At 67.7% G+C, this 17,436-nt stretch carries 13 protein-coding genes; 9 read left to right on the forward strand and 4 right to left on the reverse strand.

The annotated features are described in order from the left end of the window. The first annotated feature begins 35 nt into the window (after positions 1-35). The 3 genes from glgX to treZ are packed head-to-tail and all read left to right on the forward strand — an operon-like array spanning position 36 to position 5,889. Positions 36-2,141 (forward strand): glycogen debranching protein GlgX, encoded by a 2,106-nt coding sequence (gene glgX / locus UK23_RS34510; RefSeq protein WP_045315942.1) that lies wholly within the window; start codon positions 36-38, stop codon positions 2,139-2,141. Further along, on the forward strand, positions 2,141-4,219 hold the full coding sequence (gene treY, locus UK23_RS34515; RefSeq protein WP_045315927.1) for a malto-oligosyltrehalose synthase: 2,079 nt from the start codon (positions 2,141-2,143) through the stop codon (positions 4,217-4,219). Before glgX ends, treY begins: the two co-directional genes overlap by 1 nt. After that, positions 4,216-5,889, forward strand: a complete 1,674-nt coding sequence (treZ, locus tag UK23_RS34520; RefSeq protein WP_045315928.1) for a malto-oligosyltrehalose trehalohydrolase — start codon at positions 4,216-4,218, stop codon at positions 5,887-5,889. The genes treY and treZ overlap by 4 nt, the downstream gene beginning before the upstream one ends. Here the strand turns inward: treZ and UK23_RS49235 are convergent. Beyond that, on the reverse strand, positions 5,808-6,152 hold the full coding sequence (locus tag UK23_RS49235) for an ANTAR domain-containing protein (protein WP_052685326.1): 345 nt from the start codon (positions 6,150-6,152) through the stop codon (positions 5,808-5,810). The two genes, treZ and UK23_RS49235, sit on opposite strands and share 82 nt — an antisense overlap. Positions 6,153-6,373: 221 nt before the next feature. Here UK23_RS49235 and UK23_RS34530 point away from each other — a divergent pair, with 221 nt between their 5' ends. The 3 genes from UK23_RS34530 to UK23_RS34540 all read left to right on the forward strand — a co-directional run bounded on the left by UK23_RS34530 (position 6,374) and on the right by UK23_RS34540 (position 7,845). Further along, entirely contained in the window at positions 6,374-6,553 is a 180-nt protein-coding gene (locus UK23_RS34530) for a CsbD family protein (RefSeq protein WP_045315929.1), read from the forward strand. Then, positions 6,531-7,160, forward strand: coding sequence for a UdgX family uracil-DNA binding protein (locus UK23_RS34535; RefSeq protein ID WP_045315930.1), 630 nt, complete (start codon positions 6,531-6,533; stop codon positions 7,158-7,160). The genes UK23_RS34530 and UK23_RS34535 overlap by 23 nt, the downstream gene beginning before the upstream one ends. A gap of 427 nt (positions 7,161-7,587) precedes the next feature. Continuing rightward, complete coding sequence (locus UK23_RS34540; RefSeq protein WP_045315931.1) at positions 7,588-7,845, forward strand: helix-turn-helix domain-containing protein; 258 nt, start codon at positions 7,588-7,590, stop codon at positions 7,843-7,845. On the opposite strand, the gene UK23_RS34545 is transcribed toward UK23_RS34540, so the two are convergent. Next, positions 7,842-9,023 (reverse strand): cytochrome P450, encoded by a 1,182-nt coding sequence (locus tag UK23_RS34545; protein ID WP_052685328.1) that lies wholly within the window; start codon positions 9,021-9,023, stop codon positions 7,842-7,844. The genes UK23_RS34540 and UK23_RS34545 overlap by 4 nt on opposite strands. 148 nt (positions 9,024-9,171) lie before the next feature. On the opposite strand from UK23_RS34545, the gene UK23_RS34550 reads away from it, so the two are divergent. Further along, positions 9,172-11,976 carry a glycosyl hydrolase family 95 catalytic domain-containing protein gene (locus tag UK23_RS34550; protein WP_045315933.1) on the forward strand — a complete coding sequence of 935 codons (2,805 nt, stop codon included), beginning with the start codon at positions 9,172-9,174 and terminating at the stop codon, positions 11,974-11,976. Beyond that, positions 11,973-13,967 (forward strand): NPCBM/NEW2 domain-containing protein, encoded by a 1,995-nt coding sequence (locus UK23_RS34555; protein WP_045315934.1) that lies wholly within the window; start codon positions 11,973-11,975, stop codon positions 13,965-13,967. The genes UK23_RS34550 and UK23_RS34555 overlap by 4 nt, the downstream gene beginning before the upstream one ends. Here UK23_RS34555 and UK23_RS34560 read toward each other — a convergent pair. Then, positions 13,921-15,246 (reverse strand): amino acid permease, encoded by a 1,326-nt coding sequence (locus UK23_RS34560; protein ID WP_231114814.1) that lies wholly within the window; start codon positions 15,244-15,246, stop codon positions 13,921-13,923. The two genes, UK23_RS34555 and UK23_RS34560, sit on opposite strands and share 47 nt — an antisense overlap. 112 nt (positions 15,247-15,358) lie before the next feature. Between UK23_RS34560 and UK23_RS34565 the strand changes: the two genes are divergently transcribed. Beyond that, the gene (locus UK23_RS34565; protein ID WP_156213600.1) at positions 15,359-15,829 is read left to right on the forward strand and encodes a hypothetical protein; all 471 of its coding nucleotides are present in this window, start codon (positions 15,359-15,361) and stop codon (positions 15,827-15,829) included. Between the two features lie 2 nt (positions 15,830-15,831). On the opposite strand, the gene UK23_RS53080 is transcribed toward UK23_RS34565, so the two are convergent. Beyond that, a complete protein-coding gene (locus tag UK23_RS53080) occupies positions 15,832-17,280 on the reverse strand; it encodes a right-handed parallel beta-helix repeat-containing protein (protein ID WP_196778012.1) in 1,449 nt (482 codons plus the stop codon). Positions 17,281-17,436: the final 156 nt, after the last annotated feature.

The raw sequence follows: 17,436 nt of genomic DNA on the forward strand, positions 1-17,436 counted from the left end.
CGGCGGGTAGCTACTTGGCTGTGACGAGGAGCATCGTGCGACCCTGGCCTGGAAGGCCCTACCCGCTGGGCGCCGGATATGACGGTGTTGGCACCAATTTCGCCCTGTTCTCCGAGGTCGCGGAGTACGTGGAACTCTGCCTCTTCGACGAGGACGGCACAGAGACACGCGTGAGGCTGCCGGAGGTGGACGGCTTCGTCCACCACGGCTACCTGCTCGGCGTCGGTCCTGGCCAGAAGTACGGATATCGCGTGCACGGCCCGTACGACCCGGCACGGGGCCTCAGGTGCAACCCCAACAAGCTGTTGATCGACCCGTACGCCAAGGCCATCTCCAACGGCCTGGCGTGGGACGAGGCGCTGTACGGGTACAAGTTCGGGTCGCCGGACGAGCGCAACGACACGGATTCGGCGCCGCACGTGCCCAAGAGCGTCGTGGTGAACCCGTTCTTCGACTGGACGAGCGACAGGTTGCCCAAGACGCCGTACAACGAGAGCGTCATCTACGAGGCCCACGTGCGCGGCCTCACGATCGACCACCCGGAGATTCCGCCGCGGCTGCGGGGTACGTACGCGGGCCTCGCGCATCCGGTGATGATCGACCACCTGACCAAGCTCGGCGTGACGGCGGTCGAGCTGATGCCGGTGCACCAGTTCATCAGCGATCACACGCTGGCCGAGCGCAGGCTCAGCAACTACTGGGGTTACAACACGATCGGCTTCTTCGCGCCGCACGACGCCTACTCGGCGTTGCCGCTGAACCAGGTGCAGGAGTTCAAGGGCATGGTCAGGGCCCTGCACCAGGCGGGCATCGAGGTCATCCTCGACGTCGTCTACAACCACACCGCCGAGGGCAACCATCTCGGGCCGACTCTGTCCATGCGCGGGATCGACAACGAGTCGTACTACCGGCTGGTGGAGGACGACCCGAAGTTCTACATGGACTACACGGGCACCGGTAACTCGCTGAACGTGCGGGCGCCGCACACGTTGCAGCTCATCATGGACTCGCTGCGGTACTGGGTCACCGAGATGCACGTCGACGGCTTCCGGTTCGACCTCGCGGCGACGCTGGCCAGGGAGTTCTACGACGTGGACCGGCTGGCGACGTTCTTCGAAGTCGTGCAGCAGGATCCGGTGGTGTCGCAGGTCAAGCTGATCGCGGAGCCGTGGGACGTCGGGCCCGGTGGGTACCAGGTCGGCAACTTCCCGCCACTGTGGACGGAGTGGAACGGGCAGTTCCGGGACACGGTGCGGGACTTCTGGCGCGGGGAGCGGGCGACGCTCGGCGAGTTCGCGTCCCGGATCACCGGCAGCAGCGACCTCTACCAGGACGACGGGCGCAGGCCGTACGCGTCGATCAACTTCGTGACGGCGCACGACGGGTTCACGCTGAACGACCTGGTGTCGTACAACGAGAAGCACAACGAGGCCAACGGCGAGGACAACCAGGACGGCGAGAGCCACAACCGGTCCTGGAACTGCGGTGTCGAGGGGCCGACGGACGACGAGGAAGTGCTCACGCTGCGGGCGCGGCAGCGGCGGAACCTGATGGCGACGATGCTGTTGTCGCAGGGTGTGCCGATGATCGTCAACGGCGACGAGTTCGGGCGCACGCAGCACGGCAACAACAACGCGTACTGCCAGGACAACGAGGTGTCGTGGGTCGACTGGTCGTTGCTGGAGAGCAACGCCGAGCTGGTCGAGTTCACCGCCGCGCTGTCGCGGTTCCGCAGGGCGCACCCGGTGTTCCGGCGCAAGCGGTTCTTCGCGGGCCGGCCGATCCGCAAGGGCGAGGAGCTGCGCGACATCGCGTGGTTCACCCCGTCCGGCGAGGAGATGACCGAGCAGAACTGGGAGGACGACTTCGGCAAGTGCGTCGTCATCTTCCTCAACGGCGAGGGCATCCCGGACCTCGACTCGCGCGGCATGCGGGTGGTCGACGACTCGTTCCTGATGGCGTTCAACGCGCACTACGAGGACATCGAGGTGACGTTGCCGGACGTCGAGTACGGTCCTGAGTGGACGGTGGTGGTCGACACGACGACCGGGCACGTCGGCAACGGCGAGAAGCCCGTCGTCGCGGGCGGGCAGCTGACCCTCACCGCGCGGTCGCTCGTGGTGCTGCAGAGGGTGGGCTGATGGGCGCGCCCGATTCCACGTACCGCGTTCAGCTCACCCCGGACTTCACCTTCGCCGACGCCGCCGCCATCGCGGACTACCTGCGGCGACTGGGAATCGGCGCGCTGTACGCGTCGCCGATGCTCGACGCGCGGCAAGGCTCGACCCACGGCTACGACGTCGTGGACCCGACCCGTGCACGGCCTGAGCTCGGTGGCGACGAAGGCCGCCGGGCACTGCAGAAGAGCTTGGCAGAGCACGAACTCGGGCTCGTCGTCGACATCGTGCCGAACCACATGGTCGTGCCGAACCCGTGGTGGGACGACGTCCTCGCGAACGGTCGGAACTCCAGGTACGCGCGGTACTTCGACATCGACTGGTCGTCCGGCAAGGTGCTGCTGCCGGTGCTCGCGGAAGGGGCGCAGGACGAACCGGGCGAGCACTCCGTCAAGGTCGACTGGCGGCGCGGCAACTCCGAGCTCAACTACCGCCGGTTCTTCGACATCACCGAGCTCGCGGCGGTGCGGGTCGAGGACCCGGAGGTGTTCGAGGCGACGCACCGCGAGGTCCTGTCGTGGGGTGTCACGGGACTGCGCGTCGACCACCCGGACGGTCTCGCCGATCCGGGCGGGTACTTCCGCAGGTTGCGCGAGCACTTCGACGGCTGGCTGGTCGTGGAGAAGATCCTCGGCCCTGACGAGTCGCTGCCGCAGAGCTGGCCGGTCGACGGCACCACGGGTTATGACGCGTTGCGCGAGGTCTGCGGTGTGTTCATCGCGCCCACCGACGCGTTCGCGGGTGATTTCCACACCGTCGAGCACGAGTCACGGCAGCAGGTGGCGGACTCGATCCTGGTCGCCGAGGTGCGCCGGATCGCCCGCCTCGTGCAGGGCGTCGACTTCGAGGACGCTTGCCAGGCCGTTGCCGAGGTGATGGTCGGCTTCCCGGTCTACCGGTCGTACCTGCCGGAAGGTTCAGGCCACTGGGAAACCGCGGTCCGCAAGGCCAAATCGCCTGCCGCGCGCGCACTCGACGAGCAGGTGCGCAACGATCCGCACGGTGAGCTGGCGACCAGGATCCAGCAGACGTCCGGCATGGTCGTCGCCAAGGGCACCGAGGACACCGCGTTCTACCGCTACACGAACTTCGTGGCGCTCAACGAGGTCGGCGGCTCGCCGGACAGGTTCGGCATGCCGGTCACCGAGTTCCACCAGCGCGCCCAAGCCCGCGAAGCGCAGACGCCCCGAGCAATGACCGCGCTGTCGACGCACGACACCAAGCGGTCCGAGGACGTCAGGGCCAGGCTCGCGGTGCTGGCCGAGATCCCGGACTCCTACCTCGCGTTCGAGAGCGCGATGTCCGAGAAGCACGGCATCTCCGAACCGACGCTGAACCGTCTCGCGTGGCAGTCGCTGGTCGGCGCGTACCCGATCACCGAGGACCGTCTCGGGCAATACCTCGAGAAGGCGTCCAGGGAAGCCAAGATCAAGACGTCCTGGGTCGACCGGAACGCCGAGTTCGACGCCGAGGTGGCCGCGTGGCCGGCGAAGGTGCTGAACGAACCCGAGGTCGCCGCGTTCGCCGAACGGATCAAGGCTCCCGGCTGGGCGAACTCGTTGGGGCAGAAGCTGGTCCAGCTCACGGCGCCCGGCGTGCCGGACATCTACCAGGGCACCGAGCTGTGGGACTTCTCGCTGGTCGACCCGGACAACCGCCGGCCGGTCGACTACGAGGTCCGCGCAGAGCTGCTGGACCGCATCGAAAAGGGCTGGCTGCCGGAGATCGACGACTCCGGCGCGGCGAAGCTCCTGGTCGTGCAGAAGGCTTTGCACGTCCGCAAACGCGGTCTGCATGGCTACCGGCCGCTGCACGCCGAAGGCCCGGCCGCCGAGCACGTGCTGGCGTTCGAACGCTCCGGCGTGATCACGGTGGCGACGAGGCTGCCGGTCGGGCTGGCGCAGAAGGGCTGGCAGGACACGGTTCTGCCGCTGCCGGGTACGAAGTGGACGGACGTGCTCACCGGCCGGCCGGCCACCGAGGACCTGGCCGGACTGCTCGGCACCTATCCGGTCGCACTGCTGGTTCAGGGGGACGAGTGAGCTTCGAGGTCTGGGCGCCGACACCCGAGTCGGTGCACGTGCGCGTCGACGGCTTCGACCACGAGATGAAGCGCGACGGCGACTGGTGGCGTTCAGACGCTGAGGGCACCGACTACGCGTTCGTCATCGAGGGCCAGGCTTATCCGGATCCGCGGTCGCTGTGGCAGCCGAACGGCGTGCACGAGGCGTCCCGCGTCTACCGGCACGACTTCGGTTGGACCGACCAGGGCTGGACGGGCCGGGCGTTGCAGGGCGGCGTGATCTACGAGCTGCACATCGGCACGTTCACGCCAGAGGGCACGTTCGACGCGGCCATCGGGAAGCTCGACCACCTGGTGGACCTCGGCATCACGTTCGTCGAGGTCATGCCGGTCAACAGCTTCGACGGCGTCGAGGGCTGGGGTTACGACGGCGTGCTGTGGGGCGCGGTGCACGAGCCCTACGGCGGCCCGGACGGCTTCAAGCGGTTCGTCGACGCCTGCCACGCGCGGGGTCTCGCCGTGCTGCTGGACGTCGTCTACAACCACCTCGGACCGTCCGGCGCGTACCTCGACAAGTTCGGCCCGTACTTCGCGGGCCGCAACGACTGGGGACCGGGCCTGAACCTCGACGGACCGAACTCCGACGAGGTCCGCAGGTACGTGATCGACAACGCGCTGCAGTGGCTCGGCGACTTCCACGTCGACGGCCTCAGGCTCGACGCCGTGCACGCACTGGCCGACCGGCGCGCGGTGCACGTGCTCGAAGAGCTGGCCGCGGAGGTGGACGCGCTCTCGGCAGGGCTCAACCGACCGCTCAGCCTGATCGCCGAGTCCGACCTGAACGACGCGAAGCTCGTCACGGCACGGGAAGGCGGCGGGTACGGACTGCAGGCGCAGTGGTCCGACGATCTGCACCACTGCCTGCACGTCGCACTAACGGGCGAAACTTTCGGCTACTACGAGGACTTCGCGGCACCGGGAGCGTTGCAGAACACGCTGGAGAAGGTCTTCTTCCACGCCGGCACCTGGTCGTCGTTCCGCGAGAAGCACCACGGCAAGCCGGTCGACACCGCGCTGATCCCGGGTTACCGGTTCCTCGCGTACACGCAGAACCACGACCAGATCGGCAACCGGGCAACGGGCGACCGGCTGCCGGCCACGGTCTCGACCGGGAAGTTGTTGTGCGCGGCGGCGATCGTGCTGACCTCGCCGTACACGCCGATGATCTTCATGGGCGAGGAGTGGGCCGCGAGCACGCCGTGGCAGTTCTTCGCGTCCTTCCCGGACCCGCAGCTGGCCGAGGCCGTGCGGACCGGCCGCCGCAAGGAGTTCGCGCGGCACGGCTGGGGCGAGTCGGACGTGCCGGACCCGATGTCACCACAGACCGTCGAGAACTCGCGCCTGAAGTGGAACGAGGTCGACAGCGCTGATCACGCGAAGGTGCTGGAGACCTACAAAGCGCTGATCGCGTTGCGCCGCTCCCGCCCGGAGCTCGCCGACCCGCGGTTGGACAGGTTCGTGGTGGAGCAGGACGGGCTGTGCTTGGTGCTGCACCGCGGGACGACCCGCGTGGTGGTGAACCTCGGCACGACGCCCGTCCCGCTGCCTCAGGGCGACGTGCTGCTGACCTCCTCGGCCAGCCCGTCGTCACTTTCCCCGGAGTCGTTCGCGGTCGTCGCGTCGACGTGATCCCACAACAGCTGGTCGGTCGGCTTCACCGGCCTGCCCAGATGAGCGTGCACGAACGCCGCCACCAGCCGGTCGGCGGCGACGTGCAGCTTGATGTTGTGGTGCTGGGAGATGTGGACCAGCAGCCCGAACGCCTGCTGGGGTGTGCAGGGTTTGCGTGCGGCGATCAGGCCCGTGGCCTGCCCGATGACGGTCCGGGACACCAGAGCTTTGCGCAGCCCCGCCACCTCGGCCTCGAGGGCGGTGATTCTCGCGGACGACACCGCCGGCTCCTTTCGCGTCGTCATGGTCACAGCGGCATGCCGGTGGGACGACGGTGCTCTGGGAGCTTGCGTTGCGAAGGGCGGGTACACCCAGGGCAAGCCGTCTCATCGGCTTGCGGCTGGGTTCTCAACCGCGAGTGATCACCTTATCAACTGTTTCGGACGGTGCTCGCCGGGTAACCAGTGGACGTAGCTGACCGTCCACTGAAGGAGCCTGATCCATGGGTGCCGACGACAAGTTCAGCAACAAGGCTGAAGAGATGAAGGGCCGCGCCAAGGAAGCTGTCGGCGACGCCACGGACAACGAGCAGTGGCAGGCCGAGGGCCGCGCCGAGCGCGCGAAGGCCGACATCAAGCAGGCCGGCGAGAAGGTCAAGGATGCCTTCAAGTCCGACAAGTAACACAGCCTCCGCCGCCCAGTTCGTCCCCGAGGGGAAGAGCTGGGCGGCGTTGCGCGCGGCCGCGAGCGAGTGCCGCGGGTGCGACCTGTACGAGGACGCCACCCAGACGGTGTTCGGCGAGGGGCCGATCCGGGCCGCGAAGCTGATGATGGTGGGGGAGCAGCCGGGCGACCGCGAGGACGTCGCGGGGCACGTGTTCGTCGGCCCGGCCGGGCGGTTGCTGGACAAGGCGCTGGCCGCCGCCGAGATCGTTCGCGACGAGGTCTACCTCACGAACGCGGTGAAGCACTTCAAGTTCACCCAGCGGGGCAAGCGCCGGATTCACGAGACACCTCGCCGGTCGGAGGTGGTGGCCTGCTTCCCGTGGTTGCGCGAGGAGCTCCGCGTGGTGAAGCCGCAGCTCGTCGTGGCGCTGGGAGCGGTGGCGGCGAAGGCGTTGCTGGGGCCGTCGTTCAAGCTGATCGAGAACCGCGGCAAGGTGCTGGAGGCCGACGGGCTGCGCGTCGGGGTGACCGTGCACCCGTCCGCGGTGGTGCGGGCCGAGAACTTCACGGAGGCGTTCGACGCGTTCGTGAGTGATCTGAAGGTGTTGCGAGAAGCCCTGTGAATGGGACAACCCCTGGACGACTCCCGCGTTAACGGGCTGAGCGGGACCAGCGCTCAGAGTCCAGGGGTCGGGTGGCTGCCTGGGTTTACGACTAGGCGTCACCGAGGGCGGTCCTAGCGGACAGCCACCTCACGAGTCCGGTTGCTATACAACTTTGGACCACCTCCTCTCTTGTGTACTGCGAACCTATGTCGTGATCGGCTGGCGTCGCAACGGACTTTTCAAGTGCCGTGCCCCCAACCCGCGTCGCCCTGTTTCGCGTCCAGGCGGGCGCATGGCGGTGCCGCCCCCACGCCCTCATATCGGGCATATGGGGGCGTGGGGGCGGTGTCGCGAGGTGTCCTACTGGGCGTGAAACAGCCGATGCGGGTTGGGGGCACGGCACTTTCGCCGCTTGGCCCGCCTGTTTCGCGTAGAATCCGCACTCATGGTTCGCATTCCCCTGACCTCGACTGAGCGGGAGCGCGGCCGGCGGCTCGGTCAGTTGCTGCGGGACGCCCGCGGCGAGGAGAGCATGGTCGAGATCGCGGCGCGCGCCGGGTTGTCGGCCGAGACCGTGCGCAAGATCGAGACGGGACGTGCTCCCACGCCGTCGTTCTTCACGATCGCCGCGCTGGCGGGTGCGTTGGGCATCTCGCTGGACATGATCAACGAGCTGCTGGCGCCGCAGAGCCGCTCGGCCTAGGACCAGGCGACGGGCAGCGCCAGCGGGCCGCGCATGGCCATGCCGGTCCGCCACTGCACCTCGTCGGCCAGCCGGAGTCCGGGGAACCGGGTGAGGATCGCCGTCAGCGCGACCTGCAGGTCCATCCGGGCGAGCTGCGCGCCGATGCAGTGGTGCGGTCCGTGCCCGAACGTCAGGTGCCCCTTGGCGTTGCGCGTGATGTCGAACCGGTCGGGGTCGGTGTACTGGCGCGGGTCGCGGTTGGCGGCGTGCTTGGCGAGCAGCACGGGTTCACCCGCCTTCACCGTGCCGCCGCTCAGTTCCACGTCCTCCAGCGCGTACCTCGGCAGGATGTCCGAGATCTCCTGCGCCGGAATCCACCGCAGCAGCTCCTCCACAGCACCTGGCATCAGCTCTGGGTTCGTCCGCAGCAGCGAGGCCTGCTCGGGGAACTGCAGCAGGGTGTAGACCGAGTTGGCGATGTGGGCGGCGGTGGAGTCGTAGCCCGCACCGAGCAGCAACACCGTGAGCTGCACCAGTTCTTCCGCGGTGAGCCGGTCGCCATCTTCCTGCGCGACCACGAGTGCGCTGATCAGGTCGTCTTCCTGATGCACGCGCCGCTGGCCGGCGAGTCCGGCGAGGTAGTTCGCCAGCTCGCCCAGCTTCGCCAGCTTCTCCTCGTCGGTCATCGCCGTGATGGACATGAACGCGGCGGCGAGGTCCTGGAAGTGGTCGCGGTCGTCGTACGGCACGCCGAGCAGGTCGCAGACCATCAGTCCTGGCAACGGAACCGCGTACGCCGTGACGAGATCTGCTGGTGGACCGGCCTTTTCCACGTCGTCGAGCAACTCGGCGGCGAGCCGTTCCGCGTTGGCGCGCAACTGTTCCACGCGCCGCACGGTGAACGCGTGTGCCAGCAAACGGCGCAGGCGGGTGTGGTCCGGCGGGTCGAGGTCGGTGAGGATCGCGCCCATCCGCTGCGGGCCCATCCGCGGTGTGTCGCGGATTGCGGCCTGCGCGAGGCTGAACCTGTTGTCGCTCAACGCGATTCGCACGTCGTCGTATCTCGTGAGCAGCCAGCCTTCCTCACCATGAGGGAGCTGGACACGGGCGAGGGGTTCGTCGTTCTGGAGCCTGCCGTACTCGGGGTCGATCGTGAGTCCGTCCACCGGGCCGAACGGGTAGGAACGCACAGACATGAGCATCCTCCAGTGTTGCTTCGCGGCGGTAAACGCTTTCATCCGAGGCTTGCGCGCCCTTGACTGGCTTTGAGGGTCATCTTAGGCTGCGCTCGTAGGTACACCTCCGATCTTTGGTCGCAGCCGCCGCGGACCTGAAAGGTGTTCTGTGGAGCTGTCGCGGCGCGGACTGTTCAGCGGGGTGGTGGCTGGGGCGGCGCTCACGGCGCTGCCCGGTGGTGCGAGTGCGGACATCGGTGGTGCCGGGTGCGCGACGAGGATCGACTGGGAGCGGTTCCTCGGCGAGCAGGACCTGGTCTGGCAGCGTATCCCGCGCGCCTGGTACGAGGGTCCGTTCCTGGGCAACGGTTTCCTGGCCACCGCGGTGTACCGCGAGCCCGGGGCGAATGCGATCCGGTTCACCGTCGACCACGCCCTGGTGCAGGATCACCGGCCCCAGTTCGGGAACGAGTGGGGAGTGGCGCGGCTGCCGGTCGGGCGGGTGCTGCTGACGCCGGTCGGCAAGATCACCGGCGTTGATCTCCGGCTCGACCTGTGGAACGCCGAGCTGCGCGGCAAGATCGTCACGGACAGAGGTGAGCTCGCGGTCCGGTCGTTCGTGCACGCCGAGAAGTCGTTGCTGCATCTGGAAGTACGGCCTTCGAGTGGCGAACGCGACTTCACGCTGGAGTTCCTCGCGCTCGACGCGATGAGCCCGCGGATCATCCGCGAGCCGCCGCCCGCGACGTTCCCGCCCAACCCGAAGCCGGTGACGCGCACCGAGAACGGGCTCACGCTCGTCACCCAGGAGATGGTCGCGGGCGGCCAGACGGCGACGGCGTACCGGATCAGGAAGCAGGGCCGTGCGGAACTGCTGCTGTCGGTCGCGCACTCGTTCCCCGACCGCACGGCCGAGGCGACGGCGAGGGACGCGGTCGCGAAGGCGTCGATCCCCGAGATGCTGCGCTACCGGCACCAGCAGTGGTGGCATCGCTTCTACCGAAAGAGCTTCGTGTCCGTGCCGGACGCGTTGATGCAGAGCTTCTACTGGATCCAGCTGTACAAGCTCGCGTCCGGCGCCCGCGCGGAAGCCCCGATCATGCCCACGACCGGCCCGTGGCTGGAACCGACGCCGTGGCCGTCGGTGTGGTTCAACCTCAACGCCCAGCTGGAGTACTGGGCCGTGCTCGCGTCGAACCACCTCGAACTCGATCCGATACCGCGCACGATCTCGCAGAACCAGCAGATCCTGATCGACGCGTTGCGGCCCGAGTTCCGCGCCGACTCGATGGGGCTGCGGCGCAGCACCGATCCGACGTTCCAGGACGCGGGCTTCGTCGGCTCGCCGCTGCACCCCTCGCCGGACCCGGAGATCGGCAACCTGCCTTGGTTGCTGCACAACGCGTGGCTCAGCTACCGGCACACGATGGACGAGCGGATCCTGCGCGACACGGTCTTCCCGGTGCTGCGCCGATCCACCAACTACTACCTGCACTTCCTGCGCAAGGGCAACGACGGCAAGCTGCACCTGCTGCCGACCTACTCGCCCGAGTACGGCGTCGCGCCGGACTGCAACTTCGACCTGGCCCTGTTGCGCTGGTCGTGCCGGACTCTCCTCGAGTCAGCGAAGATCTTGAAGATCGACGACCCGCTGACGGTGAAGTGGCAGGAGGTGCTGGACCAGCTCGTCGAGTACCCGGTCGACGCGGGCGGGTTCATGATCGGTGCCGGGGTTCCGTTCGCCAAGTCGCACCGGCACTACTCGCACATGCTCGCGGTCTACCCGCTGCACGAGGTCACCTGGGAGCAGCCGGAACGCCGCGACCTCATCGAACGCTCGCTGAAGCACTGGCTGAGCTTCGAGGGTTCGTTGCGCGGCTTCACCTTCACCGGTGCGGCCTCGATCGCCGCCCAGATGACCCGCGGCGACGAGGCGCTGAAGTACCTGCGCGAGTTCGTCGCCCGGTTCGCCCAGCCCAACACGATGTACTTCGAGGCAGGTCCGGTGATCGAGACGCCTCTGTCGGCAGCCAAGTCGTTGCAGGACATGCTGATCCAGAGCTGGGGCGGGCTGATCCGGATCTTCCCGGCGGTGCCCGCGGTGTGGCAGGACGTGACGATCCACGACACCCGGACCGAGGGCGCGTTCCTGGTCAGCGCGGTGCGGCGCGGTGGCAGGACGCGGTTCGTGCGCGTGCACAGCGAAGCCGGCCAGCCGTGCCGCATCCGGACGGGCATCGAGGGACGCATCGAGGTGCGCGGCTGTTCCCGGTGGAGCGTCCGTGACGGCGTGGTGGAGCTGGAGCTTCGTCGTGGCCAGGAAGCGTTGATCCACGCTCGTGGCGAGCGTGACTTCACCATCGCGCCTGTGCGGGTGACTGAACCGGGCAGGCGCTGGGGATTGCCCGCGTTGCCGCCCGGTGGCAGCGCGGTGCCGGTGGACATCAGCGCGGCGTTCGACAACGACGGGCTGTCCAACGAGTTCACCAGCCGTGACGGCGATTTCGACGGTTCCGGCAACACCTATCCGGCCGCGCAGTTGCCGCAGACCGGCTCGGTGACTGACGACAGCATCCTGTTCGAGTTCCACAACGGTGACGAGGCGAGCAGGAACAACGTCATCGCTGCCGGGCAGGCGCTGGCTGTTCCTGCCGGGAAGTACGTGAAGCTGCACCTGCTCGCGGCCGCCGACACCAACAACGTCGAGGCGGACGGCGCGCTCGGGTACGCCGACGGCGCGGTTCCCGCCCGGTTCCGGGTCACCGCGTGGCAGCAGCGGCCGCAGTTCGGTGAGTCGGAACCCGTTGCCACGACGTTGATGCACACGCCGGCCGGCCCGGTGCAGAAGCAGGTGTCGATCTTCCACCAGACGATCGAACTGGACGCCACGAAGGAACTCTCCGCCGTCACCTTGCCCAGGACGAGCGGGCCGCGCCTGCACGTCTTCGCGATCACCCTGGAGAAGCCGAAGTGAGAGCTCTGCTCACCGCGCTGGCGCTCGTCGCAGCGTCCGTCGCCGTACCCACGTCACCCCCTGCTGTCGCGGCGGATCCCACGCTCGCGCTGACGCCGCCGATGGGGTTCAACAACTGGAACACCACCGGCTGCGACATCAACGAGCAGATGATCCGCGACATGGCGGACATCTTCGTGTCCAAGGGTTTGAAGGACGCGGGCTACCAGTACGTGAACGTCGACGACTGCTGGGCGGACCTCACGCGTGATCCCGAGACCGGGCGGCTGCGCAACCACCCGACGCGGTTCCCCAGCGGCATGAAGGCTTTGGCCGACTACATCCACGCGCGCGGCCTGAAGTTCGGCATCTACACCAGCGCGGGCACGCAGACCTGCGCGAAGACGATGCCTGGCGCTCTGGACCACGAGGAGCTCGACGCGCAGACGTTCGCGGACTGGGGCGTCGACTACCTGAAGTACGACAACTGCAACAACGAGGGCCGTCCCGCGCTGGAGCGCTACACGAAGATGCGTGATGCGCTGAAGAAGACCGGGCGCCCGATCGTCTACTCGATCTGCGAGTGGGGCCAGAACAAGCCGTGGGAGTGGGGCAAGGACGTCGGGAACCTGTGGCGCACCACCGGTGACATCAACGACACCTGGTCCAAGACCGTCGAGATCCTGAAGCTCAACGCGCCGCTCGACGCCTATGCCGGTCCTGGGCACTGGAACGACCCGGACATGCTGGAGGTCGGCAACGGGCAGCAGTCGACCGTTGAGTACCAGAGCCACTTCGCGCTGTGGTCGATCATGACGGCGCCGCTGCTGATCGGGGCGGACCTGCGCAAGGTGTCGGCCGAGCACTTCGACATCCTGCGCAACAAGGAGATCATCGCGATCAACCAGGACAGGCTCGGCGTCCAGGGCAAGGTGATCAGGCAGGAGAACGGGCAGTGGGTGTTCGTGAAGCCGCTGGCCAACGGGGACAAGGCTGTCGCGCTGTTCAACGAGTCCGAGGTGAACGCGACGATCTCGACCTCCGCACGCGATCTCGGGTTGCCGCGGAGCGTTGGCTACACCGTGCGGGATCTGTGGCAGCACAAGAACTTCCAGTCGGCCGGCAAGATCTCGGCCGCGTTGCCGCCGCACGGCACGGCGATCTTCCGGGTGAAGGCGTCGCAGGACTGGTACCGGCATGAGCCCGCGATCGACACCTCGTTGGACATCGCGCCTCAGATCCCGGGGATTCCCTCGACGATCACGCCTGCCGGTGAGCCTTTCGTGGCAACGGTTTCCGCGACCAACCAGGCGCCGATCCCGGTGCTGAACGCTGCTACTTCGTTCGTCGCGCCTGCCGGGTGGAAGGTGGAGAAGCTCTCTTCCGAGCGGGCTCCTGTGCTGTTGACGTCGCAGTCGGTGCAGAGCAAGTGGAAGGTGACGCCACCTGCTGGGGTGGTGCCGGGTTCGCATGTCCTGAACGGCTCGCTGGGCGTCACGTGGGTCGGGCACGGCAAGCTGACGCGCCCGGTGAACTCATCGGTGCTGGTGCCGGTCGCGCCACCGTCCGGGGCTTCTTTGTGGGCCAGTGACGTCAAGTTCACGACCGAACGCAGTGGTTATGGGCCGGTGGAACGTGATCGGTCCAACGGCGGCTTCGTCGGCGGCGACGGCAAGACGTTGACCATCAACGGAAAGACCTACGAGAAGGGGCTCGGCGCACATGCCAACGCCGAGCTGATTCTGTACGTGGGTGGCCGCTGCAGCTCGTTCACGTCCGACGTCGGCATCGACGACGAACGGGACGTGAACAAGCTCGGCTCGGCGATCTTCGAGGTGTGGGCGGACGGGGTGAAGGTCGCCTCCAGCGGCCTGCGCACCTGGCAGGACGACGCCATCTCGCTGTCGGGTTCTTTGGTGGGCGCCAAGTTCCTGCGGCTCGTGGTCAACGACAGCGGTGACGGCGTCAGGTTCGATCGTGGAGATTTCGCCGGCGCAAAGCTGACCTGCTGAGCGCGATCGCGGCGATGACGGCGACGAGCACGCCCGTGGAGAGGATCTGGCCGCGGGCCTGCTCGTCGTTCAGCATCAGGACGATGATCGCGGCGATGCCGGCGAGCGCCAGCCAGGACAGGTACGGGTAGCCCCACATCGGGACGGCTGGGTTGTCCATCGTCCTGCGCAGGCGGATCTGGGAGATCGCGATGAACGCCCAGACGACCAGGAGTGCGGAGCCGACGGCGTTGAGCAGCAGCAGGAACACCGTGTCCGGCCACAGGTAGTTCAGGATGACTGAGAAGAAACCGAAAGCGACTGACGCCAGGACGGCGTTCCTCGGGACGCCGTTCTTCCTGTCCAGCATCGCTTTCGGGGCCTCGCCGCGTTCGGCGAGCGAGCAGAGCATGCGGGCGGCGCCGTAGAGGGTGGCGTTGATGGCGCTCAGCAGCGCCACGAAGATGACGACGTTCATGATCTGGGCGGCGGCCGGGATGCCGAGCTTGTTGAGCACGGCCGCGTACGGGCTGGCGCCGACCTCGGAGTCGTTGTACGGCAACAGGGTCACGACGACCGCCATGGAACCCAGGTAGAAGACGAGCAGCCTCGTGATCGAGGTGCGCACGGCCTTCTTGATGGCGTGCTCGGGGTCTTCGGCGTCGGCTGCGGCGATGGTGACGACCTCCAGGCCGCCGAACGCGAACACCACGGCCATGAACCCCGCGATGACGCCACCCCAGCCGTGGGGGATGAAGTCGTGCAGGTTGCTGAGGCCTGGGGAGCCGACGTTCGGGAGCAGGCCGGCGATCGCCAGCGCGCCGAGAGCGAGGAAGAGCACGATCGCGGCGATTTTGAGGCCCGCGAACCAGAACTCGAACTCGCCGAAGTTGCGGACGTTGGTCAGGTTGACCGCGGTGAGGGCCGACATGAAGACCAGGACCCAGGCCCACTGCGGGACGGCGGGGACCCAGCCGGCTGCGATCTTGGCGGCGCCGGTGGCTTCCACGGCCAGCACGACTCCCACTGTTCCCCAGTAGCACCAGCCGACGGTGAATCCAGCCCACGGTCCGATCGCCTTTTCGGCGTGGACGGAGAAGGCGCCACCGCTGGGATGTTCCGCGGCCATTTCGCCGAGCATTCGCATGATCAGCAGCGCCAGAAATCCGGCCAGGCCGAATGAGATGAGCACGGCCGGTCCTGCCACTGCTATGCCGGCGCCTGTGCCCACGAAGAGACCGGCGCCGATGACGCCGCCCAGCGCGATCATGGTCACATGGCGTTCTTGCAGGTGAGTCACGCTCTCCAGCCCCGTTCGAGTGTGCCGATGGCGGCCCGATAGTGAGTTCATGGCGGCGGAGAGTCAAATCATGTGATCGGAGTTACATCTCAATCAAGTGAGGTCGAGGACGATGAACTCGCCCAAGGGAGTATTACCGCAACTCGACACGTTTTCCAGCGCGCTCGAGCGTTACTCGGACTGGGGATGGCTGGTGTTGCGGTCGGAGAACCGGCTGTTGCTGACCACCGATCACGCCGTGTCCGCGGTGGAGCTCGCGGCTGGGATCGGCGGGGAGGTGCAGCACTACCTGTCCGTCAGGATGCTGGGTGGGCCCGTGGTGGTGCTGCCCGGGGCTCCTGGGCGGTGGTTGATCCTCACCTCGTCCGCCGACGAGGCCTCGCAGGTGAACCTGATCCGCTTGCGGGCTCGGGGAGCGTTGACCCATCGGCTGGGGACGCTGGTGCCGTTGCCGCCTTCGCGGATCGATCGTGGCGGGGTGGGGTGGCTTGGCGACGTTCCGGCGGAGAAGCCGTTCCTGCCGCCGTTCTCCGCTGTGGTGGCGGCTCTTCGTGCGGTGACGGAGACCGCCGGGCTGCGGTGAGCTCAGTGGCCGCCGGTGCCCGAGGTCCACAGCACCGTGCTGCCGGAGTAGATCACGGCGTTGCCGTCGTCCTGGACCGCGAGGCGGGCGCCTGACCTGCCGCCGGAGCCGCTGGCCCACACCGCGCGGCCACGCGAGTCGTAGATCACGAAGTTGCCGTCGCGCTGCATCAACGCCACCGCGCTGCGCTTGCCGGTCGTGCCGGACGCCCACAGCACCTGTCCGGTCGAGGTGTAGGCCAGCACGAGGTTTCCGTCCTGCTGCAACGTCAACCGGAAGCGCCCGTCGCACGAGGTCTGGCTCCGGCCGGGGAACACCGCCTCGTCCGGGTTCAGCCAGGTGCACCCGGCCGGTGCGCCGCCGACCTTCAGGATGCCCGGTTCGGTCACGCCGATCGCGAAGTTCAGCTTGCCGCTGGTGAACTCCGGCTGCAGCACGCTCGCGTCGGCGCTCCCGACCTGATAGCCACCGGGATCGGCCTGTCCGCTACCGCACTCCGTCGTCGGCACACCGACGTGCCGGGACTCGTCGGCGTTGCCCGTCACGGTCCAGTCGCGCACGCCGTTGATCGCGTACCCGTAGCCCATGTGCAGACCGCGCAACCGGTTGCCGGTCACCGTGGCGCCGTGCACCGTGCCGGGGTCCTCGCACGTCCACACCCGCAGGCCCATGGCGATCCCGACCTTGATGAACGCGCTCTTCGCGTCGATCACGTTGCCGCGCACGACGGTGCCGGTGTAGTTGCCGCTCATGGGTTTGTGGTCGACCAGGTTGATCCCGCCGAGCAGCTCGCGCTTCTCCGCGACGATCGTGTTGTTCTCGACGGTGGATCCGGGTGCGCCGAACACGACGATGGCGCCGTCGGTCGCGTCGGTGATCGTGTTGTCGCGCACCAGCGAGTTGCCGCACGCCAAGGAGATGCCGTCCGCCCAGTTGGGACTGAGACCCGCGGGGCCGATCCGGTTGCCGATGATCTGCCCGCGCTGGCAGTGCGGCACGCTGTCGGTGACCACGCCTTCGTAGAAGTGCAGTGCGGACCACGTGCGCGGCTCGATGATCGTGTTGTCGCGCACGATCTGGTCGAGTGCGCCGCCCATGGACACCAGGGCGGGCACGTTCCCGTCCAGCCTGCCGAGTGCCGGTCGGTTGCCGTCCACCACGACGCCCCGCAGGGTCACGGCGTCCTGGTAGTTGCCGTCGACCGCGCCGGCCAGCGCGGGCGAGACGATCCGCAAGGTCGCCGGACTGGCCGCGTTCGCCTCAGTGGTGATCTCCTGGCCCGGTGCCGTGAACCGCACCGGTGCGCTGAGCGAGAACACAGCTCCCGAGCAGAGCACGGCTTTCGCGCCAGGACCGCTCAGCGCCGCGTTGATCGCCGCCTCGGTGCCGGACGGGATGCACGCCGCCGCGCCTGCCTGCCGTACGGGCACGCAGATCGCGAGCGCCGTCAACAAGCACAGACTGATACCTCGGAACTTCCGCGCGCCCATGAATCCCCCAGTTCGGCACCGTCAGCCCCGCGATCATGGCACGCCACTCGACGGTTGATTCCAAGGGGTCGGCTCTGTTGGCGTCTGCAAGTACCGCCAACTCTTGATCAAATCGCC

The organism is Lentzea aerocolonigenes (assembly GCF_000955955.1).
Classification (GTDB): Bacteria; Actinomycetota; Actinomycetes; order Mycobacteriales; family Pseudonocardiaceae; genus Lentzea; species Lentzea aerocolonigenes_A.

Bases quoted from the DNA above. Each gene is read 5' to 3' on its own strand.
- treY (WP_045315927.1), top strand. From the start codon at position 2,141: ATGGGCGCGCCCGATTCCACGTACCGCGTTCAGCTCACCCCGGACTTC.
- UK23_RS34530 (WP_045315929.1), top strand. From the start codon at position 6,374: ATGGGTGCCGACGACAAGTTCAGCAACAAGGCTGAAGAGATGAAGGGC.
- UK23_RS34535 (WP_045315930.1), top strand. From the start codon at position 6,531: ATGCCTTCAAGTCCGACAAGTAACACAGCCTCCGCCGCCCAGTTCGTC.
- UK23_RS34540 (WP_045315931.1), top strand. From the start codon at position 7,588: ATGGTTCGCATTCCCCTGACCTCGACTGAGCGGGAGCGCGGCCGGCGG.
- UK23_RS34545 (WP_052685328.1), bottom strand. From the start codon at position 9,023: ATGTCTGTGCGTTCCTACCCGTTCGGCCCGGTGGACGGACTCACGATC.
- UK23_RS34565 (WP_156213600.1), top strand. From the start codon at position 15,359: ATGAACTCGCCCAAGGGAGTATTACCGCAACTCGACACGTTTTCCAGC.